The sequence below is a fragment of the Embleya sp. NPDC005971 genome (assembly GCF_040629175.1).
Taxonomy (GTDB): Bacteria; Actinomycetota; Actinomycetes; order Streptomycetales; family Streptomycetaceae; genus Embleya.
On record NZ_JBEXUX010000051.1, the window covers coordinates 18,259 to 40,783 of the forward strand.

The 22,525-nt window shown below is 72.7% G+C and carries 16 protein-coding genes; 5 read left to right on the forward strand and 11 right to left on the reverse strand.

Annotated features, from left to right (window positions below; genetic code table 11):
- Positions 1-193: 193 nt before the first annotated feature.
- The 4 genes from ald to ABZ374_RS34205 all read right to left on the reverse strand — a co-directional run bounded on the left by ald (position 194) and on the right by ABZ374_RS34205 (position 6,449).
- Positions 194-1,309, reverse strand: coding sequence for an alanine dehydrogenase (gene ald / locus ABZ374_RS34190; RefSeq protein ID WP_360318705.1), 1,116 nt, complete (start codon positions 1,307-1,309; stop codon positions 194-196).
- Positions 1,310-1,509: 200 nt separating this feature from the next.
- Positions 1,510-3,630: a tetratricopeptide repeat protein gene (locus ABZ374_RS34195; RefSeq protein WP_360318708.1), complete on the reverse strand. Its 2,121-nt coding sequence runs from the start codon at positions 3,628-3,630 to the stop codon at positions 1,510-1,512.
- A gap of 176 nt (positions 3,631-3,806) precedes the next feature.
- Positions 3,807-4,448: an NUDIX hydrolase gene (locus tag ABZ374_RS34200; RefSeq protein ID WP_360318711.1), complete on the reverse strand. Its 642-nt coding sequence runs from the start codon at positions 4,446-4,448 to the stop codon at positions 3,807-3,809.
- 324 nt (positions 4,449-4,772) lie between these two features.
- A complete protein-coding gene (locus tag ABZ374_RS34205; RefSeq protein ID WP_360318816.1) occupies positions 4,773-6,449 on the reverse strand; it encodes a CTP synthase in 1,677 nt (558 codons plus the stop codon).
- Between the two features lie 679 nt (positions 6,450-7,128).
- Between ABZ374_RS34205 and ABZ374_RS34210 the strand changes: the two genes are divergently transcribed.
- Together ABZ374_RS34210 and ABZ374_RS34215 are read left to right on the forward strand one after the other, a co-directional pair.
- On the forward strand, positions 7,129-8,949 hold the full coding sequence (locus ABZ374_RS34210) for a glycoside hydrolase family 15 protein (protein WP_360318713.1): 1,821 nt from the start codon (positions 7,129-7,131) through the stop codon (positions 8,947-8,949).
- Positions 8,950-9,070: 121 nt separating this feature from the next.
- Complete coding sequence (locus tag ABZ374_RS34215; RefSeq protein ID WP_360318715.1) at positions 9,071-10,450, forward strand: DUF2254 domain-containing protein; 1,380 nt, start codon at positions 9,071-9,073, stop codon at positions 10,448-10,450.
- 66 nt (positions 10,451-10,516) lie between these two features.
- Here ABZ374_RS34215 and ABZ374_RS34220 read toward each other — a convergent pair whose 3' ends face one another.
- The 5 genes from ABZ374_RS34220 to steA are packed head-to-tail and all read right to left on the reverse strand — an operon-like array spanning position 10,517 to position 17,473.
- Complete coding sequence (locus tag ABZ374_RS34220) at positions 10,517-11,656, reverse strand: glycosyltransferase family 4 protein (RefSeq protein WP_360318717.1); 1,140 nt, start codon at positions 11,654-11,656, stop codon at positions 10,517-10,519.
- Complete coding sequence (locus ABZ374_RS34225; RefSeq protein ID WP_360318720.1) at positions 11,634-14,219, reverse strand: lipid II flippase MurJ; 2,586 nt, start codon at positions 14,217-14,219, stop codon at positions 11,634-11,636. The genes ABZ374_RS34220 and ABZ374_RS34225 overlap by 23 nt, the downstream gene beginning before the upstream one ends.
- Positions 14,220-14,232: 13 nt before the next feature.
- Positions 14,233-15,168, reverse strand: coding sequence for a hypothetical protein (locus tag ABZ374_RS34230; RefSeq protein WP_360318722.1), 936 nt, complete (start codon positions 15,166-15,168; stop codon positions 14,233-14,235).
- Complete coding sequence (locus ABZ374_RS34235; protein WP_360318724.1) at positions 15,165-16,301, reverse strand: copper transporter; 1,137 nt, start codon at positions 16,299-16,301, stop codon at positions 15,165-15,167. Before ABZ374_RS34235 ends, ABZ374_RS34230 begins: the two co-directional genes overlap by 4 nt.
- Positions 16,298-17,473 carry a putative cytokinetic ring protein SteA gene (steA, locus tag ABZ374_RS34240; RefSeq protein WP_360318726.1) on the reverse strand — a complete coding sequence of 392 codons (1,176 nt, stop codon included), beginning with the start codon at positions 17,471-17,473 and terminating at the stop codon, positions 16,298-16,300. The genes ABZ374_RS34235 and steA overlap by 4 nt, the downstream gene beginning before the upstream one ends.
- Before the next feature lie 651 nt (positions 17,474-18,124).
- Between steA and ABZ374_RS34245 the strand changes: the two genes are divergently transcribed.
- The 3 genes from ABZ374_RS34245 to ABZ374_RS34255 all read left to right on the forward strand — a co-directional run bounded on the left by ABZ374_RS34245 (position 18,125) and on the right by ABZ374_RS34255 (position 21,143).
- Positions 18,125-19,216, forward strand: coding sequence for a hypothetical protein (locus ABZ374_RS34245; protein ID WP_360318728.1), 1,092 nt, complete (start codon positions 18,125-18,127; stop codon positions 19,214-19,216).
- A gap of 80 nt (positions 19,217-19,296) precedes the next feature.
- Positions 19,297-20,463 (forward strand): histidine kinase, encoded by a 1,167-nt coding sequence (locus ABZ374_RS34250; RefSeq protein WP_360318730.1) that lies wholly within the window; start codon positions 19,297-19,299, stop codon positions 20,461-20,463.
- Entirely contained in the window at positions 20,460-21,143 is a 684-nt protein-coding gene (locus ABZ374_RS34255; protein WP_360318732.1) for a response regulator transcription factor, read from the forward strand. The genes ABZ374_RS34250 and ABZ374_RS34255 overlap by 4 nt, the downstream gene beginning before the upstream one ends.
- 14 nt (positions 21,144-21,157) lie before the next feature.
- Here ABZ374_RS34255 and ABZ374_RS34260 read toward each other — a convergent pair whose 3' ends face one another.
- A complete protein-coding gene (locus ABZ374_RS34260) occupies positions 21,158-21,931 on the reverse strand; it encodes a hypothetical protein (protein ID WP_360318734.1) in 774 nt (257 codons plus the stop codon).
- Positions 21,928-22,518, reverse strand: a complete 591-nt coding sequence (locus ABZ374_RS34265) for an RNA polymerase sigma factor (RefSeq protein ID WP_360318736.1) — start codon at positions 22,516-22,518, stop codon at positions 21,928-21,930. Before ABZ374_RS34265 ends, ABZ374_RS34260 begins: the two co-directional genes overlap by 4 nt.
- Positions 22,519-22,525 lie beyond the last annotated feature (7 nt).

Consider the following 22,525-nt stretch of genomic DNA (forward strand, 5'->3'; position numbering starts at 1 on the left):
CAGCCCCGCCGGCGTTTGAGGCGAATCAGCCCCGCCGGCGCTTGAGGCGAACCCAGCCCGGCCGGCGCATGAGGCCACTCAGCCCCACCGGCGTTTGAGGCGAATCAGCCCCGCCGGCGCTTGAGGCGAACCCAGCCCGGCCGGCGCTTGAGGCCACTCAAGCCCGGCCGGCGCTTGAGGCCAAGCCCGGGCGTCAGCCCAGGACGTCCTCCAACGACACAGCCGGCAGGCCAAGTGCCTCGCCGACCGCAGCGTTCGTAAGCCGCCCCTCATGCGTCGAAAGCCCAAGCGCCAACGCCCGGTCCGCCTTCGCCGCATCCCGCCACCCACGGTTCGCAAGCTGCACGATGTACGGCAGCGTCGCGTTCGTGAGCGCATAGGTGGACGTGTGCGGCACCGCGCCCGGCATGTTCGCGACGCAGTAGAAGATCGAGTTGTGCACCTTGTACACCGGGTCGTCGTGCGTCGTGGCGTGCGAGTCCTCGAAGCACCCACCCTGGTCGATCGCGATGTCGACCAGCACCGAGCCCGGCTTCATCCGCGACACCAGCTCGTTGGTGATCAGCTTCGGCGCCTTCGCACCGGGAATCAGCACCGCGCCGATGACCAGGTCCGCGTCCAGCACGGCCTTCTCGATCTCGTACGTGTTCGACGCGACGGTCTGCAGGTGACCCTGGTAGATCCGGTCCGCGTCGCGCAGCGCCTGGATGTTGCGGTCCAGCAAAAGCACCTCGGCCTGCATGCCCAGCGCGATCGCCGCCGCGTTCATGCCCGAGACACCGGCGCCGATCACGACGACCTTCGCGGCGTAGACACCGGAGACGCCACCCATCAGGGTGCCGCGACCGCCGCCCTGCGCCATCAGGTGGTACGAGCCGACCTGCGGCGCGAGCCGACCGGCCACCTCGGACATCGGAGCGAGCAGCGGCAGCGCCCCGTTGGGAAGCTGCACCGTCTCGTACGCGATGGACGTGGTCCCGGCGTCGAGCAGCGCCTCGGTGCACTCCTTGCCCGCGGCGAGGTGCAGGTAGGTGAAGAGCGTCTGGTCCTTGCGCAGCCGCCCGAACTCCGACGCGATCGGCTCCTTGACCTTCAGGATCAGGTCGCCGGTCGCCCAGACGTCGTCCGCCGTGGGGAGAATGGTCGCCCCCGCGGCCACGTACTCCCCGTTCGGGATGGAGGAGCCGACGCCCGCGTCGTGCTCGATGTAGACCTCGTGCCCGTTACGCACGAGCTCGTGCACGCCGGCGGGCGTGATCGCCACGCGGTACTCGTGGTTCTTGACCTCGCGGGGGATACCGACCTTCACGGCTATCAAGTCCTGTCGACAGAGGGTTGGGCACCAGCGAGCCCAGGCATGCAAATGCACGCCGTACCTCGTGGTGTTCCTAGCTTAGTGCGGTTGGATCGCCCCGCCAACCTTACAAAGTGGCAGTGAGGGGCCTACCGCTTGTCTATTTCGTAGGTTGCGCCCGGGCGGATGGACGAGAGCGAGTACCCCCGACGGCGCTATTCGTCACCCAGAAAGCGGCGAACCTCGTCCACTTCGGGCGCGCCCGCGTCCACGAGCAGGGCCAATGCCTGCCGGCGACGCGAACGGGCGTCCCGGACGTCGCCGGCTTCGAGCGCCAATTCGGCGCTCTGCAACAGGGCGAGTGCCTCCAGGCGCTCGTCGCCCGCCGCCCGAAACGCCTCCATCGCGTCCCGATAGACCGCGAGCGCCTCCGCCGCGCGGCCCGCCTCGCCGAGCACCGCGGCGATGTCGGTCAGCACCCGGCCGATGTCGGCCGGGTCGCCGATCCGCCGGCGCACCCCCAGCGCGGCCCGGTGATCGCGGACCGACTGTTCGAATCGGCCCATCCGGGCGTGCAGCCGGCCCAGGTGGGACAACACCCGGGCCTGGCCGGCCGCGTCGCCGATGGTGCGGCGCAGCAGCAGCGAACGGTCGTACCAGTCGGCGGCACGTTGCAGGTCGCCCAGGTCGGCGTAGGCGTTGCCGAGGTTGACCATCGCCCGGCCCTCGCCGGCCGGGTCGCCCAGTCCGCGGGAGACCTCCAGGGCTGCCCGGTAACAGGACAGCGCCTCCTCCAGTTCCTGGCGCGCGACGTGCAGATTGCCCAGGTTGAGCAGGGCGACCGCCTCCTGCCGACCGGAGCCGGCCCGGCGGGCGGTGGTCAGCGCGAGTTCGTGCAGTTCGCGCACGTCGCTCCAGTGCGCGCGGCGATCCAGCAGCCGGGTGAGCACCGAGACCAGTCGACGGGTGGCCGCGTCCAGGCCGGCGGCGGCCGCGACCCGGGCGGCGGCCAGCAGTTCCGGGCGTTCGTCGCGCAACCAGGCGCGGGCCTCGTCGGCGGAGCCGAAACGCACGTCCGCGCCCGGATCCGGGCCGTCCGTGCCGACGATGATGCGCTCGGCGGACCGGGCCAGGCGCACGTACCGGTCGAGCAGGCGCACCCGCGCGTTGCGTCGTTCGCCGGGCCGCTCCTCCGCGTCCAGGCGTTCCTGTACATAACCGCGCACCAGGTCGTGGAAGCGGAACCGGCCCGGCACCGAGCCCTGCTCCAACAGATGCAGCTCGCGCAGCTCGATCAACGACCGGGTCGCCGCGTCGGGCCCGCAGTCGGCCAGCGCGGCGGCGGCGTCCGCGCCGAACTCGCGCCCGGGCACCAACGCGAGCAGCCGCAACAACCGCGCGGCGGAGGGCACCAGTTCGCGGTGGATCAGCGAGAAGCACGCCCGCACCGCGAGGTCGTCGCCGGCCTGCTCGTGCAACCGCAGCCGTTCGGCCCGCAACCGGCGACCCACGTCGGCCATCGCGTAGCGCGGCCGGGCCCGCAACCAGGCCCCGGCCATCCGCAACGCGGCCGGGTGGAAATCGCACAGCGCGGCCAGCTCGTCCGCGGCGCGCGGATCGCACGCGACCCGGGTGTGCCCGGCCAGGTTGCCGAGCAGTTCGGCCGAGGCGCGGGTGTCCAGCATGTCCAGCGCGCAGGTGCGCACGGCCGCGGCCCGGCCGAGACCGGTGAGCGGGGACACCGACGTGGTCACCACGAGCGCGGTGGGACTCTCCGGGAGCAGCGGGCGCAACTGCGCGGTCCCGGTCACGTCCTCCAGCAGGATCAGGAAGCGTTTTCCGTCCAGATGCTCCCGGAAGAGCCGGATCCGCTCCTCGTGCGCGGAGGGTATGGCCGGCGTGCCGAGCGCGTACAACAAGGATTCGAGCACGTCGCCGGGCGGGATCAGCTCACCGCGCGGCCCGGTCAGCCGGGCATAGAGCCGCCCGTCCGGGAAGTGTGGGGCCAGCCGGTGCGCGAGTCGCACCGCGAACTCGGTGCGGCCCACGCCGACCGGTCCGGTGATCGCGACCACCCGGTCGCGAGGCAGCCAGACGGTACGAGTGGTGCCCGGGTGCTCGGGGTCGGTCGGCGCGAGTTGCGCGGGGATCGCCGCACCCGGTCCGGTCACCCAGCCGTACAGGGTGTCCAGTTCGTCGGTTCGGCCAACGAAGTCGGGTCCTCCGGGCGGCAGTTGGTCCACGATGGCGGGCAACGCCTCGGCCGGCGCGCGCATTCCGGGAACCAGCCCCTCGGCCTTCGCGCAGCCGACCCCGGACTCCCCGGTCACACCCACCGCAGACGCCCCCTGTCTCACCCACACCCAGCCCGCAGGCTACGACCACGCGCGGGTCCACCGGGCCCGACTCGCCAACCCCGAGGCGCCGATTCCGCAGCGTTTCGGGCCGGACCGCGCGGGTGGGGCCGGCGAGTACGGGAATCCCCACTCCACCACGACGCGACCGCCGCCGGTCAATAGGGTCGGGCGGCCCACGGCGCGTCCGCGGCCCGAAGCGCGTCCAGCCCGTCGCCGGCCAGCGCGGCGGAGAGCGCCAGCGCGCCGGAAACCAGTATCGGATTGTGCAGTTCGCCCGCCAGGATCCCGGTGATCGCCTCGTCCAGGGGCAGCCAGGCCAGTTCCATCCCGACCTCCTCGTGCTCGACGGCGAATCGCTCGGCCCGCGACTCGGCCAGTCCGCGCGCGAGGAACACCCGGATCGCCTCGCCCGAGGAACCGGGTGTGGTGTAGACGTCCACCAGCACATTCCAGGTGCCGGCCTCGTGGTGGGCCTCCTCGAACAACTCCCGCTGGGCCGCGTGCAGCGGGTTCTCCCCCGGCACGTCCAACAGCCCGGCCGGGATCTCCCACAACTTGTGCCGGACCGGATGCCGATACTGGCGCAGCACCAGCAGTCGCCCCTGCTCGTCCAGCGCCACCACGCCCACCGCCCCGGGATGCTCCAGGTAGTCGCGCCGCGCACTGCTGCCGTCCGGCATCTCGACCAGATCGCTGCGCATCGACCAGGCCCGCCCCTTGAACGGCGTCTCGCTCTCCGCGACGGGCCACGCCTCGGCGGTATCGACGATCCTCGCCCGAGTGCCCGGGTCGTTCACGATGCGCTCCCCTTCAACAGCCGCCGGCCGAATACCGCCGCCCCGATCGATCACCCTAGTCCTCCGGGATCAAGCCACCCGTACCCGACGAGCCGAAGCCCGCCACCGCGACGCGCCGTCCGCCGCGGCCGGCCTCCGGAACCACCCGTGCCGTCGCCGCGCGCTTCGATCCCGTCCGTCGATCTCGCCGCGTTCCCCGGGTCCGTTCACCGGGTCCGTTCACCGCCGGGCGTGCCTACCGCCCGAACGCCGAGAAGCCACCCGCCCGGGGCCCGGGTGGGTGGCTTCCTCGCGTTGTCGGTCAGGTCGAGTGCCGACGATCGGTCAGGACGTGGTCTCCGCGACGCGGTCCTCGCCCTTGATCCGGCGGACCGCCGCCGCGACCAGGCCCGCGAAGAGCGGGTGCGGGCGGGTCGGGCGGGACTTCAGCTCCGGGTGGGCCTGGGTGGCGATGAAGTACGGGTGCTGCTCGCGCGGCAGTTCCACGTACTCCACCAGGCGGCCGTCGGGCGAGAGGCCGGAGAAGACCAGACCGGTCTCCTCCAACTGCCCGCGGTAGGCGTTGTTGACCTCGTAGCGGTGCCGGTGCCGCTCCTCGGACTGCGCCGCGCCATAGACCTCGCGGGCGATCGAGCCCTCGGCCAGGTCCGCGGTGTACAGGCCCAGGCGCATCGTGCCGCCCAGGTCGCCCTGGCCCGCGACGATGTCGAGCTGATCGGCCATGGTCGCCACCACCGGGTGCGCGGCCTCCGGGTCGAACTCCAGCGAGTTCGCGCCGGCCAGGCCCGCCAGGTTGCGCGCGGCCTCGATCACCATGCACTGCAGGCCCAGACAGATGCCCAGGGTCGGGATCCGGTGCTCGCGGGCGTAGGCGATCGCCTGCACCTTGCCCTCGACGCCGCGGTCGCCGAACCCGCCGGGGATCAGTACCGCGTCGCAGTCGCCGAGCTCGCGCGCGGCGCCCTCGGGCGTCGCGGTGTTGTCCGAGGTCACCCACTTGATCCGGGTCCGCACGTTGTTGGCGAAGCCGCCCGCGCGGATCGCCTCGGTGACCGAGAGGTAGGCGTCCGGCAGGTCGATGTACTTGCCGACCAACGCGACGGTGATCTCCCGCTCGGGCTGGTGCACCCGGCGCAGCAGGTCGTCCCACTGGGTCCAGTCCACGTCCCGGAAGTTGAGCCCGAGCCGGCGCACCACGTAGGCGTCCAGGCCCTCGGAGTGCAGGACCTTGGGGATGTCGTAGATGGACGGAGCGTCGATGGCCGCGACCACGGCCTCCTCGTCCACGTCGCACATCAGCGAGATCTTGCGCTTGATGTCCTGCGGCACGGCCCGGTCCGCACGCAGCACGATCGCGTCCGGCTGGATGCCGATGCTGCGCAGCGCGGCCACCGAGTGCTGGGTCGGCTTGGTCTTCAGCTCGCCCGACGGGCCGATGTACGGCAGCAGCGAGACGTGCAGGAAGAACACGTTGTCCCGGCCGACCTCGTGCCGGACCTGGCGGATCGATTCGAGGAACGGCAGCGACTCGATGTCGCCGACGGTCCCGCCGACCTCGGTGATCACGATGTCCACGTCGTCCACGGCCATGGCCCGGATCCGCGACTTGATCTCGTTGGTGATGTGCGGGATGACCTGCACGGTGTCACCGAGGTATTCGCCGCGACGCTCCTTGGCGATGACCGTCGAGTAGACCTGACCGGTCGTCACGTTGGCCGAGCCGTGCAGGTCGACGTCGAGGAAGCGCTCGTAGTGGCCGACGTCCAGGTCGGTCTCGGCGCCGTCGTTGGTGACGAACACCTCGCCGTGCTGGAACGGGTTCATCGTCCCGGGGTCGACGTTCAGGTACGGGTCGAGCTTTTGCATCGTGACCCGCAGGCCGCGCGCCTTGAGGAGCGCTCCGAGGCTCGACGCGGTGAGCCCCTTGCCGAGCGAGGAGGCGACGCCTCCGGTGACGAAGAGGTGCTTCGCCTGCCGGCTGCGACTGGGCGTCTGAGGCACTGCCAAGGAGGGGCTCCCGTGGTTGCGATCGAGGGGATTTCGAAGGGGACGCTGCTGGGCCGATGCGGGCCCGGAACAGTCCCACCAAGTCCACGGGATACCAGCCTAACAGCGTCCGGGGTCGAGGTCCCGCACCCGGTACGGAACAACTGCGACACCATACGGCGATTGCCCAGAGTGACAACGCACAGGAGATTCCGGGCACATGCCGACGGATCGGCCGAGTCGGATTCGACACAGAGTCAACGATCGGGTCGGCAAAAGCAGGCACGTTTCAGCGCCGACGGCGCACTATGCTACGCAGGCGGTGCACGAACCTCTCTCCGTTCGCCGACACCCGCGCGCAGCGCAAACGTACGCGCGCGACGGGTGCGCGTCCCCCGGATCCCGACGGGACGACATTTCGGGAGCACCGGTCGATCCGGCCACCGTTACGGCGGTCGATCACGCGCGCGTGGTGCACTCTGGAATGAATCGATCAACCGCTGATCAGAACATGTCGATCGGCGAGCGCGGTACGCAGGAAGCCAGCAGACACGCACGCAGCAGACAACAAACCACGGCCGAGCACAGCCCGTACGAAACCAGGCACGTACGAATCCAGCCCCCCAGCCGAACCCGGGACGCACAACGGGACAACCGGCGCCATCAGGACGACCAGGAACGGAAAGCGTTGCCCGTGACCAGCCGCATCGAGGACTACGCCCTCATCGGGGACATGCAGACCGCCGCTCTCGTGGGCCGCGACGGTTCCATGGATTGGCTCTGCCTCCCCCGCTTCGATTCCCCCGCCGTGTTCGCGGGCCTGCTCGGCAGCGAGGAACACGGGTCGTGGCGGGTCGCGCCGCTCTCCGGCGGCCCCGCGACCCGTCGCCGGTACCGCGGCGACTCGCTGATCCTCGAATCGGAATGGGAGACCCCTCGGGGGACCATTCGGGTGATCGATTTCATGCCTCCGGCGGACGCGCTGGTCGGCGCGCCGGTCGTGGTGCGGGTCGTGGAGGGCGTGTCCGGTCGGGTTCCGGTCCGCTCGGAGCTGCGCATGCGATTCCACTACGGCAAGGTCGTGCCGTGGGTGCGCCGCGAGGCGGACGGGCGCACCGTCGCGGTGGCCGGCCCGGACGCGGTGTGGTTCGCCAGTGACACCGAGACCTACGGGCGCGGCCTGACCACCTATTCGGACGTCACCCTCGGCGAGGGCGACCGGGTCACCTTCACCCTCACGTGGCATCCCTCGCACGTCGAGGGCCCGCTGCCCACCGACGCGTTGGCCGCGCTCGCGGACACCGAGGCGTTCTGGGCCGACTGGATGACCCGCTGCACGTACCAGGGCCCGTGGCGCGAGCCGGTGGTGCGCTCGCTGATCACGCTCAAGGCGCTCACCTACGCGCCGACCGGCGGGATCGTCGCGGCACCCACCACGTCGCTGCCCGAGGACGTGGGCGGGGTGCGTAACTGGGACTACCGCTACACGTGGCTGCGGGACGCGGCGATGACGCTGGGCGCGCTGCTCAAGACCGGCTTCGTGGACGAGGCCAAGGCGTGGCGCGAGTGGCTGCTGCGGGCGGTCGCCGGCGATCCGGAGAACCTGCAGATCATGTACGGCGTGGGCGGCGAGCGCCGGCTGACCGAGTACGAGGCGACCTGGCTGCCCGGCTACGAGGGCTCGCACCCGGTCCGGATCGGCAATGCCGCCGCCGAGCAGTTCCAGCTCGACGTGTACGGCGAGGTCATCGACGCGCTGCACCTGGGCCGGCAGGCCGGCATGGAGGGCAACGACCACGCGCACGCGCTCCAGCTCAAGCTGATGGACTACATGGAGCAGCACTGGCGCGACCCGGACGAGGGCATCTGGGAGGTGCGCGGGCCGCGCCGGCACTTCGTGCACTCCAAGGTGATGGCCTGGGTCGCGGTGGACCGCACCATCAAGATGCTGGTGGACGAGCCGATGGACTCGGACACCGAGAAGATGCTCGAACACCTCAGGGAGGTGCGCGAGGAGATCCACCGCGAGGTGTGCGCGTACGGATACGACGTGGATCGCAACACCTTCACCCAGTACTACGGCTCGACCGAGTTGGACGCCTCGCTGCTGCTGATCCCGCAGGTGGGCTTCCTGCCGCCGGAGGACAAGCGGGTGATCGGCACGATCGAGGCGATCCAGCGCGAGCTGACCGAGGACGGCTTCGTCCGCCGCTACCCGACCAACGGCACCAGCGTCGGCCTGGACGGCCTGCCGGGCGACGAAGGCGCTTTCCTGGCCTGCTCGTTCTGGCTGGCCGACGACCTGGCGATGATCGGCCGGGTGGAGGAGGCACGCGAGTTGTTCGAACGCCTCCTCGCGCTGCGCAACGACCTGGGCCTGCTCGCCGAGGAGTGGGATCCCCGACTCCAGCGCCAGGTGGGCAACTTCCCCCAGGCGTTCAGCCACGTGCCGCTGATCGACACCGCGCTGCGACTGACCGCGACGCTGCGCACGGAGAGCACCGACCAGGACTGATCGCGCGGGCGCGGCGTCGTGGCGACAGGACATCGCGGCGCCGGGGGCAGGGGTCCGGCCGGCTTCGGTGGGCGCGCCGTGCAGGTGTGCGCACCGGCCCCGGGTGGTACCTCCCGACACCATGACCCGCGAACGTTCCACGTCCGCAACAACGGGCGACGAGCCGACCGGCTCGTCGCCCGTCTCGTCGTTGCCGTTCCTGCCCCGGGCCCGGCGGCGGCGCCCGCTCACCCCCTGGCGCGATCACCTGCGCGACGGCCTGTGGTTCGCGCCGCTGATCGGGCTGGCCTCCGGCTGGGCGCTGGCCACGTTCATGCTGGCGCTGGACCGGTGGATCCCGAGCTACCTGGAGGACCACGACCGGCCGTGGTTGCGCGAGGGCTACGAATGGTTCCTGGACGTGGCGAGCGGGGCCAAGGAAGCCATCGGCACGATGAGTTCGGCGATGCTGACCTTCATCGGCGTGGTCTTCTCGATCACCCTGGTGGCCCTCCAGATGGCGAGCCAGTTCACCCCGCGCGTGGTCCGGGTCTACGTGCGCAGCCGGGTCACCAAGACCACCTTCGCGGTGTTCCTGATGACCTTCCTGTACGCCCTGCGGGTGCAGAAGGAGTTCGGCGGCTCGGACAGCGATCCGCCCGCGCTGGCCGCGTCGCTGGCGATGGGTCTGGTGGTGACCAGCCTGGTGGTGTTCGTCGTGTACGTGCACTCGACGATCCGGCTGATGCGGGTGACCTACGTGATCGGCTACGTCACCCGGGAGGCGCTGAACGTGCTGGCCGCACAGGCGTACGCCCCACCGGTGCCGGCACTGCCGGACGAACCCGTGGCGCTGATCCCCTACCGGGGGTCGCCCGGCGTGCTCCGCGACGTCGACGTGACCCGGCTGGTGTTCCTGGCCCGGCGGCACGACGTGGTGATCGTGCTGATCCCTCGGGTGGGCGACTACCTGACCCACGGCATGCCGCTCGCGGAGATCCACGGCACCCCCAACCGACGCGGCGCGCCGGCCGCGGCCAAGGTGTGGCCGTGCCTGAGCATCGGCGTCGAGCGCACCATGCACCAGGACCTGACCTTCGGTCTGCGTCAACTCGTCGACATCGCGAGCAAGGCGCTGTCACCCGGCATCAACGACCCGACCACGGCCGTACAGGCGCTGGACCGCATCCACGCGCTGCTCACCCTGATGAGCGGCATCGCCCTGGGCGACCGTGCCCACTTCGACCGCCACGACGTGCTCCGGGTGATCGAGCCGGTCGCCGTGTGGTCCGACGTGGTCGAACTGAGCCTGACCGAGATCCGGCTGTACGGCGCGGGCTCGCCCCAGGTGACCCGCCGACTCAGCGCGGTGCTCGGCGACCTGCTGGAGATCACCCCGTTGGCCCGCTGCCCGGAACTGGTCCGCCAACAGTTGCTGCTCCGCCAGGCGGTCGAACGCACCTATCCCGACACCGCCGGCCGAACCTTCGCGCTGGAACCGGACCGACAGGGCATCGGCTGAGCGGACGGGGTGCCGGGGGCGGGTGTCGTGGGGCGCGGCGGGCCGGCCCCACGACGGGGCGTGGGGTCAGACCGGGCCGAGCTCCTCGTAGATGCTCAGCACCTGGGCGATGGTTTCGCGTTCGTCCGGCCAGGTGGCGGCCTGGACGCGGCCCGCGTCGACCAGTTCGGCGCGCCGGGTCGGGTCGGCGAGCAGGTCGCGGACGGCGGTGGCGAGCACGTCCGGGTCGCCGGGCGGGACCAGGACCGCCGCGTCGCCGACCAGTTCCGGGATGCCGCCGACCTGGGTGGCGACCAGGGCCACGCCGGTGCGCAGCGCCTCCTGGGCGACCAGCGCCCGGGCCTCCCAGCGGCTGGGCAGCACCGCGAGATCGGCCGCGCCGAGCAGGTCGGCCACGTCCGCACGATGGCCCAGCAGGCGCACCGGCAACGCCTCGGCGTCGATCCGGTCCCGGAGCGATTCGTGCAGCGGCCCCTCTCCGGCGATCACGAGCAGCGGTACCGGCCGTTCGTGCGCCCACTGCGCGGCGGCGTCCAGGAGCACCGGGTAGTCCTTCTGCGGGGCCAACCTGCCCACGGCGACCAGCAGTGGCCGGTCCCCGGCGTCGAACTCGGCCCGCACCGCGGCCCGGTCCCGCTCGGCCGGCGGCAGCGGCGGCGCCGACACCGGGCCGAGCCGGGCATCGCGCGCGCCGAGCTGCCTGGCCCGGTCGACCAGGTCGGTGGAGGCGCCCAGGACGACGTCGGCGGCCCGCACCGCGCGGCCCTCCAGCACCCGGGTCAGCGCGCCCTTCGCACCGCCGACCAGGACCGCGTTGTGCAGCGTGAGCACCAGCGGCGTCCGGCGCACGCGATGCCGACCCAGCGCGTTGCCCGCCGCCAACCCCGCGCGCAGCCCGTGCGCGTGCACCACGTGCGCGGGTGCGCAGGCCGCGCGCAGCTCGCGCAGCGCCGCCCGATCGGTGGGCCGGGGCGCCGAGCCGATCTCGACCGCCCGAAATCGTGCGCCGGTGCCCGCGAAGTCGAAGTGTTCCTCGGTCGAGGCGGGCCCGCACACGGTCACCGCGACCCCCCGCCCGACCAGACCGGCCGCCAGCGAGCGCACGTGTGCGCCGATCCCGCCGGTGGACGTGGCCAGGACCAGGACCGCCCGCAGCCGGGCCGGCTCGGCGCGCTCTCGCGGCTCAGACTCCGTCGTCGTGTCCACGTCGCTGCTCCCCTTCCGATTCGGCCGCCCGCGGCCCGCGCAGCGTGGCCTTGACGGCCTCGCCGACGGTCACGGATACGACTCCCGCGAACACCAGGGTGCCCACGATGGCGGCAACCGCCGCGATGATCAACGTGAAGACGATGTCGCCGGTCCCGAATGCCCGCGACATCCCGAACCCGGCCGCGCCGGCGGCAAGCGCGGCGAGCGGGGCGCAGACCGCCGGCTTGACCAGCGCCGCGCCCGCCAACGCCCTCGGGCCGGCCGTCCGGACCACGGCGTAGGCCAACAACAGGCCAGCCACCGTCATCCCGATCGAGTTGCCCAGGCCGAGCGCGGCCACCGTCCACCGCGCGGGCAGCGCGAAGGCCAGCGCGGCGTCGGCGACCACGACCACCACCCACCCGGCCACCACACAGCCCGCGGCGGCGCGACCGTGGCCGGAGGCGTTCAGCGCGCGGCCCAGGTGTGCGATCAGCGCGTACCCGATCAGCCCGGGCGCGAACGCGGCCAGCGCCCAGGCCATTTGCTCGGGCTCGGTGGAGCCGGCCATGAACAGCGCGAAGAACCGACCCAACGGCGCGGCGGCGGCCAGCAGCATCGCGGTGCCGGCCGCGCCGACCAGGAGCACGGTGCGGGTGGTCGCGGCGACCGCGTCCGCGAACGCGTCCCGATCGCCGTCGTGCGCGTGTGCGCTCAGGCGCGGGAAGGCGGCGGTGGCGATCGGCACCGCGAGCACCGCGTACGGGAGCAGGTAGACCATCCAGGTGGTCTGGTAGACGACCAGGGACCCGTGCGTACCGCGCCCGTTGGCGAGCAGGATCACCGCGATCGTCGCGGCCTGCTGGGCGATCAGCGTCGCGACGCCGGCCAGCGCGAGGGTGCGGACCCGGCGGGCCACGCCGTCCGGGAAGTGCAGGGTGGGGCGCAGCCGCAGGCCGGTCGAGCGCAGCGGTACCACGGTGACCAGGGCCAGGGCCAGGACGCCGGCGGTGGTGCCGAGGGACAGGGTCAGTTCGGCGCCGCGCGGCAGGGTGGCGAGGTTGTCCAGGTCGACGTCGTAGCGATTCGCGAAGAGCAGGTAGCTGCCGGCCACGACCACGCTGGACACCAGCGGCGCGAGGGTGCCGGCCAGGAAGCGGTGATGGGCCTGGAGGATGCCGCCGGCGACCACCGCGATCCCGTACAGCAGCACCTGCGGCACGAACACGATCAACATCCGGGACGCGACGTCCGCGACGCCGGGGCCGTCCGCCTTCCCGGCGAGCAGCAGTTCCGCGATCGGGCGGGCCAGCAGCGCGCCGAGCAGCACGATCGGGGTCAGCACCAGGACGACCCAGGTCAGCAGCGCGGACGCGATCCGCCCGGCGTCCTGGCGCGCGCCCTTGGCCACCGGCCCGGCCAGCACCGGCACCACCACACTCGCCAACGCCCCGCCGGCCACGATCTCGAAAACGATGTTGGGCACGGAATTGACCGTGCTGTACGCGGTACCCAGCACGGTGTCCCCCACCGTCCCGGAAAACACCAACTGCCGCCCGAACCCGGCAAGTCGCGCAAACACCGTCACCACAGCCATCAACACAGCGGCCCCGGCGATCCCCCGGACGACAAACCGGGCCCGGGTGGCGCCGGGGGGCGGGGGGTCGACGCCGGCGGGTGCGGCGGGTGCGGGCGTGGGCGCGGCGGACGCAGGTGCGCTGGACGCGGGTGCGGCGGACCCGGGGGCGGGCGCAGCAGACGCAGGTGCGGGGGACGCGGGCGCGGCGGACGCAGGCCCGGCAGACTGGGGCGCGGAGGACGCAGGCCCGGCAGACTGGGGCGCGGAGGACGCAGGCCCGGCAGACTGGGGCGCGGAGGACGCAGGCTCGGCGGACCCAGGTGCGGCGGACCCAGGTGCGGGGGACCCAGGTGCGGGGGACGCAGGCTCGGCGGACCCGGGGGCGGGCGCGGCAGACGCAGGTGCGCTGGACGCGGGTGCGGCGGACCCGGGGACGGGCGCGGCAGACGCAGGTGCGGGGGACGCGGGCTCGGCGGACCCGGGGACGGGCGCGGCAGACGCAGGTGCGGGGGACGCGGGCTCGGCGGACGCAGGTGTGCTGGGCGCGGGAAGCGCGGCGTCGGCGGGGGCCTCGGCGGGCTCGGGGGGCACGTCGTCGGATCCCCTGCCGGCGGCGTCGGACGCGTCGGCGACCGGCTCGGGGGACGCGGCGGCGTCGGCGGGCGCCGGGAGCGCCGGGCCGGCAGCGGCCGAGGCGCCGGTCCCAGGCTCGGGAGACACGCCGGCGCGTTCCCTGTCGGCTGCGACGGACCCGTCCGTGGCCGGCTCGGGGCGCTCGGCGGCGGGGACGCCGCCGGGCCCGGGTGTGGCGGTGGCTTGGCCGTCGGTGGTGGGCTCGGGTGCGGGCGTGGGCTTGTTGGTGTTCGGCCGGTGGGGGCCGCCTTGGGTGGCGGTCATCGGTCGAGCACAGACGTCGGGTGGGGGGAGGTGGTCTGTCGGGGTGGTGCGCCGACGATCCGCCCGCCGGTCGCCGACCCGGGCCGGCGTGTGCCTGCGGGCCATCGATCGTTGCCGGTCATGCCGGGGCGACGGCTCCCTCGGCGGTCGGCTGCCGGGGCACCGAGGGCGTGGCGGCCGGGCGGCGGCCGAACATGTCGATCGCGTTCAGCGGCCGGTTGCCGGCGATGACCTTGGTGAAGCTGACCTTCTCGCTGGCGGCGGTGAGCGCACCGAGCACGAGCACCTTGGCCACCAGCCCCTTGCGCCCGGAGCCGGCCGCGAAGGCCACGCCCAGGGCCGCGCCGAGCGCGTTCGCGCCCGCGTCGCCGAGCATCGACTTCTCGCCCAGGTCCTCCGGCAACAACGCCGCCGCCGCGCCCACCGGCGCCGCCGCGAGGGCCGCCGCCGGCCCGCCCCGGAGCAGCCGCGGCGCGCCCGCGATCAGGACCGCCTTGGCCGCGCGGCCCGGCCGCAGGTCGAACAGGTTGATCAGGTTGGCCGTACCGGCGACCACCACGCCCGCGAGCAGCTTGTCCACCGGCCGTCGCTGCACGAGCGCGCCGGCCGCGAGGCCCGCCGCGCCGAGTCCGACGATCTTGACGCCGCCGCTGGTGAGTTCGCCCTTGGCGAGCGCGCCGAGGTGGCCCTTGAACCCGCGTCGATCGCTCGACCCGGCCATGTCGTCGTACGTCCCGAACCCGGCCCCGGCGACCGCCGCCAACACGCCGGCCGCACGCCACCGGCCCGGCACACCCGGCGCGCACGCGGCGGCCACGGCCGCGCCGACCGCCGTCGCGGGGCCTTCGAGCAGGGTCAGCACCTCACCGCGGTGATTGCGCCGCTCCCACAACGCGGCCTCGCCCGGCGGGCGGCGGGTCAGCGCGGCGTACGCGGCGCGGGCCGCGCCGGTCGCGGCCAACGCGGTCGCCAGGCGGCCCGGCCGGCCTCGGCGAACCGCGACCGGGCCCTCGACCCGATCCGTGACACGAGCGGGGGCAGCGGCCTTCGTCACGACGTCTCCTTCTTCGGCAGCTCCGGCAACGGACCGTCGGTGGTGCCCGTCGTACCGTATTGACCCGAACTGCCCTGCTTGTCCTCGACCACCAGCGACCACACCACCGCGACCTGACCCACAGGCGTGTCGGCGGTGTCCACGGTGGAAACGGCCTTGGCGGTTTGATCGTTACGGCGCAGCGCCCAGATCACGCCGTTCTCCTGCGCGGCGGACGCGGTACCGGCCATGACCGTACCGTCGTCGCCGGTGTCCAAGGCGCGCGCGAGCGAAAGATGGATGTTGTTGATCCGGCCCGGGTCGTCCCCACCGGTGGCCCCGGACGGCGCGACGATCACGACCAGGTCGGCGCCGGTGGCCGGGTTGTCCTTGACGTCGACGAAGCCGGCCTCCTTGAGCTTGGTCAACGTCTCGGTCGCGGCCTGCGTGTTGTGCGTCGCGGGGGTGGTGCTGCCGTTGTTCGGGTTGGTGTTCTGGCCCGGGGCGCCCGACGCCGGGGGCTGGCCCGACGTCTGGCCGCTCGGCGGCGCGGACGTGCCGCCGGTGCCGGTCGGCGGCGCGCCCGACGCGGTCGTGCCGGGCGTACCGCTCGCGGGTGGCTGGGTCGAGGTACCGCCGGGCGTACCGCTCTGCACCGGCGGCAGCGTCTCGGTGATCGCGCCCGCGAGCACCCGCGCCGCCCGGTCGGTCGCCGACCCGGTCGGGAAGGCGGTGGCGTTGGTGCCCAGCGCGGTGACCAGTTCGGCCTCGCGCTTGGGGTCGGTCCAGGCGCCCTTGATGCCCACCTGGCCGGTGACCGTCGCGGAGGCGCTGTCGAGCAGCTTGACCATGCTGTCGGTCAGCTTGGTGTCCGCGCCGGGCAGCGCGACCACGACCGCCTTGTGGCCGGCGAGCTTGCCCTTGACCAGCTCGGGCCCGACGGTGTTCATGATGCCGTTCAGGTACCGCGTACCGGCGTTCGCCCGATCGAGTTCGCGACGCAGCCCTTCGTTGTTCCGGGCCAGGTCCTGGACCTGCGTGTCGAGCCCGGTGACGGCCGCCTCCTTGAGGAAGGACGCGCCGAGTACGAGCCCGACCGACAGGGCCAGGAAGACCGCGATGATGGAGACGACGTGATATCTGAAGTCGATCAACTGAACAGTCCCTGGAGCCAGTAGACGAAGGCGTCCCACTGTGCGCCGAACACGTGGAAGTACGCGCGCCCGAGCGGGGTGACCCGCACGGTGACCGCGATGGTGACCAACGCGGCGAGGCACAACATGAGCAGCGACGTCGTGGAGATGCGGCTGCGGTACAGACGGCTGACGCCCTTGGCGTCCACGAGCTTGCCGCCGACCCGCAGTCGCGTGAGGAAGGTGCTCGCCATGCCGGCCCGGCCCTTGTCCAGGAACTCGACGAGCGTGAGGTGGGTACCGACCGCGACGATCAGACTCGCGCCGCCGTCGTCGGCGAGCAACATCGCGATGTCCTCGCTGGTCCCGGTGGCGGGGAAGGCGATCCCGTCCACCCCGAGTTCGTCGAGGCGTTCCATCCCGGGGGCGCGTCCGTCGCGGTACGCGTGCACGATGATCTCCGCGCCGCAGCGCAGCGCCTGGTCGGACACCGAGTCCATGTCGCCGACGATCATGTCGGGCTTGTAGCCGGCCTGGAGCAGCGCGTCGGCGCCGCCGTCCACGCCGATCATCACCGGGCGGTACTCGCGGATGTACGGCCGCAGCGCGGCGATGTCCTCGCGGTAGTGGTAGCCGCGAACCACGATGAGCACCTGGCGGCCGTCGATCCGGGTCCGGATCTCCGGGACGCCGACGCCGTCGAGGAGCAGTTCGCGCTCCTCGCGGATGTACTTGAGGGTGTTCTCGGCGAACGCCTCGATCTGCTCGGACAGCCCGGCCCGGGCCTCCTCCATCGCCGCCGCGACCGATTCCGCGTCGAGCAGGGTGCCGACGGCGATCGGGTCGTCGCCGCGATACAGGACGTTGTCCTCGACCCGGACCAGCTCGCCCTCGCGGACCCGGTCGAGCACGCTCCCGCCGACGTTGTCCAGGAGCGGTACGCCGGCCTCCACGAGGAGCTGCGGCCCGATGTTGGGGTAGCGCCCGCTGATGCTCTCGGCGGCGTTGACCACGGCGGCCGGCCGGCACTTGACCAGCGCCTCGGCGGCGACCCGGTCGAGGTCGCCGTGGTTGATGATGGCCACGTCTCCGGGCCGAAGCCGCTTGGTGAGGTCCTTGGTACGCCGATCGACCCGGGCAAACGAACCGGTGACCTCGGTATGCCGTCGACGACGCAGCGCGGGAATCCTCACCGGCGCAATCCTGCCATGCGCGGTATTTTCCAGCGGCCTCCGGCCATTCCTGTGAGACGGCTCTCCGGGCCGGTTCGGCGGCTCCGCCGCTCCCCCCGCAAGCTCGTCGACCGCTTCTCGCCGACCCGGTCACCGGCGCCGACCCGCCGAAAGCCGGCCCAATTCGCACCACCCGCGAGGCGGCGACCGGGCCGAGGTCGCACCGACACCCCGAGCAACGTGGCCTGCGTCACGGCCCGCCCCGGGGCGAAACCGGAGCACGCCTGTTACACGAACCACCCCGGACGACGAAGCCGACTCACGACGACGGGAGCCACGGGCCGGGACGCAACGGGATGAGGGGTGACGGAGCGCGCCGTGCTGCACCCGACGGCGGGTTGCGGGGGCCGGACCGGTCCACCTCGCGGCCTCTGCAACCCCAACCCTCCGCACCCGACGCGACGAATGGAGCGGGTGGGCACACAGCCCGGCCATCGAGGACGCAACCGCAACCCACCCGCGCAGCCCCGCCCCGTCCCCCATCCGGGGGATCGAGATCGATACGCACGCCGATGCGCCCACCCCCGCACCGCCGAAAAGCTGGTCCACATGCAGACCACGGACCCCACGACTCCTCCTGTCCCACACCCGACCCGCACCCACCCTCGGAGCGTGCTGCTGCGGCGCCGGCTCGCGTGGGCGGCGGTGCTCGCGTGTTCGCCGTATTTGGTGTTGAAGCTGCTCTGGGTCGTCGGGATCGACGTGGGTGTCGTACATCCCGACGAGCTGAATCGCGCACAGTGGGCGGCGGCGAACGCGCTCACGTTCGGGATGGACGCCATCGCCGCGGCGATCGCGTACACGCTCACCCGTCCCCGCGAGACCCGGATCCGGGCCTGGCTGATCACCCTGCCGCTGTGGGTGGCCTCGGGTCTGCTCGTGGTGATCATGCTGGCCGTGCCGCTCAGTCTGCTGGGCGCGGCGGTCGGAGACGCCGGCAATCCGTTCGCGGGCGACGATTTTCTCCGGCCCTGGGTGTACGCGATCGTCTACGGCGGCTTCATCGTGGAGGGCGCGGTGTTGATCGGCGCCTTCGGGCTGTACGTCCGCGAACGCTGGGGTGCGTTGTTGCGGACCCGCGTTCGAGCCCTGCCGGATCCGGCCGGCACCCGCGACGCGCAACGTTTCCTCGGTACCGCCGCCGCCGTGCTGCTCGGCGTCGCGGGGGTATTGCGGATGACCTGGGCACTGGGCTCGGAGCTCGGGATGAGCGGGCGGTGGATCGCCGACCGGAACGCGACCGGGCGCTGGATGGACGGCGTGCAGGGCGGCCTCGCCCTGATCGGCGCGGTGGGCCTGATCGTGCTGGTGTACCGGGTCGGTGGCGCGCGGGTCCGAGGCCCGTTGGCGATGGCCTGGTTCGGGGCCGGCAGCGCGTTCGGATGGGGCGGCTGGATGGGCCTGATCAGTGCCGGCGCCGCCCCCGACAGCACGTTGGCGGAGCGGACCTCCGCATTGCTCCACCTTGTCTACACTGCCGAAATGATCACCGGCGTACTGGCCCTGACCATCGGCTGGTTCTTCCTGACCGAATGCGCCCACTCCTTCGTCGCGAACCCGACGGCACACCCCGACCGAACCGACCGGACCGCGCAGCGCGAGCCGATCATCCAGGGCCGGCCGGCCGAACACACGGTCGCTGGGACGGCGTCGGGTCGCGGAGCGCGACCGGGTGGGTCCGTGGTCGAGTCGTCGGCCGGATGATCAGGAGGTCGGCACGCCGACTGCTCGGGCGGCGGGCTCGGTTGCGGTGGGTGCATCTGGTGCTGGGGGGTGCTCTGTTGATGCCCTTCCATCTCGCCGCGCTCACCGTGCTCGCGGCCACCGGACTGCTTCGGGACACGCCGGCCGAGCCGATCACCTCGCAGTTCGTCGCGCTGGCCTGGGCGCTGCCGTTCGTGGCGGTGGCCGGGCTGGTCCCCCTGGTCCGCACCCTGGAGGGGAACGCCGCACGGGTGTTGTGCGCCCCGAACGGCGAGGTGCTCAGTGCCCCGGCAACAAGTGCGGCGGCGCGGCGACGGGCCTCCGCGTGGTTCACGTTGCACGCGCTCGTGGGCGGTGTGGTCGCCGGTGTCTCACTCGCCGCGCCACCCGGCGGTGTGGTGTTGCTCGTGCTGCCGCTCGCCCCCGCGCTCGCCGACGTCTTCCCGTGGGCCGAACCGGCCCATGCGCTCCCGATCGCCTGGATACCCGTCGGCCTGGCGCTGCTGTTGCTCCCGCTGCCCGTATCCGCCGCCGCCGGCGCCTGGCTGGCCCGGCTCGCCCCGACCCTGCTCGGCCCGACCCCCGCCGACCGCCTCGCCCTCGCCGAGCAACGCGCCGAACGCCTGGCCGAACGGGCCGGGATCGCCCGCGACCTGCACGACTCGGTCGGCCACGCGCTCAGCGCGGTCGGCATCCAGGCCGCCGCCGCAGGTCGCCTGCTCGACCGCGACCCGGCCTTCGTCGCCCGGGCGTTGGCCGCGATCGAGGACACCGCCCGCGACGCGGTGGCCGAACTCGACCACGTATTGGGCCTGCTGCGGGAGGAATCCGCCCCGGCCGCCACCCCGGCACCGTCCCTGGCCAACCTGACCGACCTGATCGCCCGCACCCGCGCGGCCGGCGCCGAGGTCGACCTCGATCTCGAACTCGGCCCGGTGGGCGGGGTGGACGGCCTGCCCCGGCTGGTCTCCCGCGAGGCGTACCGGATCGTCCAGGAGGGCTTCGCCAACGCCCTGCGGCACGCGGGCGAGGTCCCGATCCGGCTGCACATCGCGGTCGTCGACGGCCGATTGGCGATCGACCTGAGCAATCCCGCCGGCGCGTCCCGGGCCACCCGCCCCGGCGGCGGACGCGGCCTGCGCGGCGCCGCCGAACGAATGGCCGTACTGCGCGGCACCTTCGCCGCCGGCCGCCACGACGGCCGCTGGCACCTGACCGCCCGCATCCCCCTGGAGGGACAACCGTGAACGACCCGGTACGCGTCCTGATCGCCGACGACGAAAGCCTCGTCCGCGCGGGCCTGTACGCCATCGTCGCCGCCGAGCCCGACCTGGAGGTGGTCGGCGAGGCCGCCACCGGCACGGCGGCGGTCGCGGGCGCACTCGAACTACGTCCCGACCTGATCCTGATGGACGTCCGCATGCCCGACCTGAACGGCATCGAGGCCACCGCCCGAATCCTGCGCGAGGCCCCGAGCCCGCAGCCGAGGGTGCTGGTCGTCACCACCTTCGAGAACGACGAATACGTCTACGACGCGCTGCGGGCCGGCGCCCACGGCTTCCTCCTGAAGCGGGCCAGGGCGGACGAAATGGTGCACGCGATCCGCACCGTCGCCCGCGGCGACTCGCTGCTCTTCCCCTCCGCCGTGCGCGACCTGGCCCTCAGCCGCTCGTCGGCCCGCACCGCGAACGCCGAGCTGCAAACCCGCCTCGCCCGCCTCACCGACCGCGAGCGGGAGGTGCTGCGCCTGATCACCTTCGGCCTGTCCAACACCGAGATAGCCGACCGCACCGGCCTGGGCTCGGAGACGATCAAGACGCATGTGGCCCGGGTGCTGGGCAAGTTGGGTGTACGCGACCGAACCCAGGCGGTGATCGCCGCCTACGAGAGCGGCTTCGCGACGGCAGGCGGGACCGGGTCACGGTAGCCGGCGAAAGCTACCTACCGCATCGGTGCCGGGCGCGCCGGGGTCGTCGAGGCCGGTGTGGGCGGCGGCACGGTGGGGCCGTTGTCGGTGGCCGGGCCCCGGGCGGTCGGGTCGTCGATCAGGGTGCAGGCGGCCACCGGGCCGTCGGCGAGTCGGTAGGTGCTGGTGCTGCCGGTGCTGTCCGAGGCGTATGCCCGGTGGCCGTCGCGGTAGCCAGGATCCGGGATGTCCTTGGCCAGGGTCTGGGTCATGGTCACGGTGATCACCAGGGTCGTGTTCGCCGGCATCAGCTCCGGGCGCACCTCGGTCCACAGTTGGCTGTAGAACTCCAACTCCTTGTCCGTCATCCTGCGATCCGTCGGCTCCGGGAGCCAGTGGTAGATCGCGTTCAGGTCGTCGTCGGCGATCGCATGGGGAGCGAACCGCCCGGGAGCGCACTTCCTGCCGTAGGGCACGTAGTCGACGACCGCCGGCAATCCCAGGTCTCGCAAGCGCTGTTCGAGGCCCTTGGGATTGCGGAACTCGTCCACCTTGAACAGGATCCCGCCGTCGGGACGCTTGACCACCTCGAAAGGTTGCGCCTCGGCGGAGCTGCCGCTGAACAACGGCGCGCCCAGGCCGATTCCGCTCGCGAGCACCGCAGACGCGGCCAGGCCGTACAGGGCACGCCTGCCGCGGCGGGAAGTCGCCGTGGCGGGTGGCGGCTCGGTCGCCGGTCCGCCGGCCGCGGCCGTGTCGGCGGCGAGCGCCTTGAGTTCGTCCAACGCGCGTTCCTCGAAATTGATCATGCCTTCGCCTCCGCCTGCACGTGTGCCGTCCGGGTCTCTCGGTGTGGCTCGGCCGGTGGCGAGCCCAGTTCCTTCGCGAGTCTTCGGCGGGCCCGGTGCAGTCGCACCCGCGCCGCGACCGGACCGATGCCCAGCACGCGCGCCGCCTCGACGGGGGTCAGGCCGTCGACGCTGACCAGTTCGACCATCGCGCGGTCGTCCTCGGACAGCCGCTCGATCGCGCGGTAGATGTGCCGGGCGGCCGCCGCCGCGTCGAGGCGCTCCTCCAGCCGCAGGATGTCGTCCTCGTCCAGCACCCGACGGCCCGCCATCCGCCGCGACGCGTCGGCCTCGCGGGCCGAGCGACGGCGCTCGCTCGCGACCACGTTGCGGGCCACCCCGTACAACCACGCCAACTCGCCGCCCGGGCCGCCCCGATAGGCCCCCGCCGAACCCATCGCGGCGATGAACACCTCGACGGACAGATCGGCGGCCGACTGCGGGTCGTCCACCCGGCGGGCCACGAATCGACCCACCGCGTCGACATGTCTGCGGTAGAACGCCTCCAGGAGCGCCGGGTCCCCGGCGATCCCCCTGACCGCTTGCACTTCCGGT

Coding starts and splice junctions, on each gene's coding strand:
- ABZ374_RS34260 (WP_360318734.1), bottom strand. CDS start 21,931: ATGATCAATTTCGAGGAACGCGCGTTGGACGAACTCAAGGCGCTCGCC.
- ABZ374_RS34250 (WP_360318730.1), top strand. CDS start 19,297: ATGCCCTTCCATCTCGCCGCGCTCACCGTGCTCGCGGCCACCGGACTG.
- ABZ374_RS34215 (WP_360318715.1), top strand. CDS start 9,071: ATGACCCGCGAACGTTCCACGTCCGCAACAACGGGCGACGAGCCGACC.
- ABZ374_RS34225 (WP_360318720.1), bottom strand. CDS start 14,219: ATGGCCCGCAGGCACACGCCGGCCCGGGTCGGCGACCGGCGGGCGGAT.